Below are 756 nucleotides of genomic sequence, written 5' to 3' on the forward strand. Positions count from 1 at the left end.
GGTGCGTTGCGGGCGCAGGCGGAGCGGCTGGCGGGGTATGTGGCCGGGCGGGACGATCTGACGCCGCTGGATGTGGGGTTCTCGCTGGCCACCACGCGGAGCGCGCTGGAACGCCGGGCCGTGGTGGTGGGTCGCGACACGGAGGAACTGCTGCGTGGGCTGGGCGCGGTGGTGTCCGGTGAGAAGCCGGGTGTTTCGCCGGTGACCGGTCGTACGGCGTTCGTGTTCTCGGGGCAGGGCAGTCAGCGTGCGGGCATGGGACGGGAGTTGTACGAGGCGTTCCCGGTGTTCGCGCGGGCGCTCGACGAGGTGGTCGATGCGCTCGGGTTGCCGTTGCGGGAGGTGATGTGGGAGGGCGGCGACGACCTGGACCGTACGGGGTTCACGCAGCCCGCCCTGTTCGCCCACGAGGTCGCCTTGTTCCGGCTGCTGGAGTCGTGGGGTGTGCGCCCGGACGTCGTGGCGGGGCATTCCATCGGTGAGCTGACGGCCGCGCACGTCGCGGGAGTGCTGTCCCTGGAGGACGCGGCAACACTGGTGGGCGCCCGGGCCCGACTGATGGACGCGCTCCCCGAAGGCGGCGCGATGATCGCCGTACAGGCCACCGAAGAAGAAGTACGTCCGCATCTCACCGACGGTGTGACCGTGGCCGCCGTCAACGGGCCGAGGTCTGTGGTGATCTCCGGGGACGAGGACGCGGTCACCGAAGTGGCCGGGCACTTCGAGCGGACGACCCGCCTGAAAGTGTCCCACGCC

Annotated in this window: 1 protein-coding gene; it reads left to right on the forward strand. The window is 70.9% G+C overall.

Annotation, left to right across the window (positions count from 1 at the left end; all coding sequences use genetic code 11):
• A partial coding sequence (locus ACFIF2_RS35900) for an acyltransferase domain-containing protein (RefSeq protein ID WP_395577490.1) occupies window positions 1–756 on the forward strand: 756 nt, incomplete at both ends.

This window comes from Streptomyces sp. BK79, assembly GCF_044142145.1.
Taxonomy (GTDB): Bacteria; Actinomycetota; Actinomycetes; order Streptomycetales; family Streptomycetaceae; genus Streptomyces.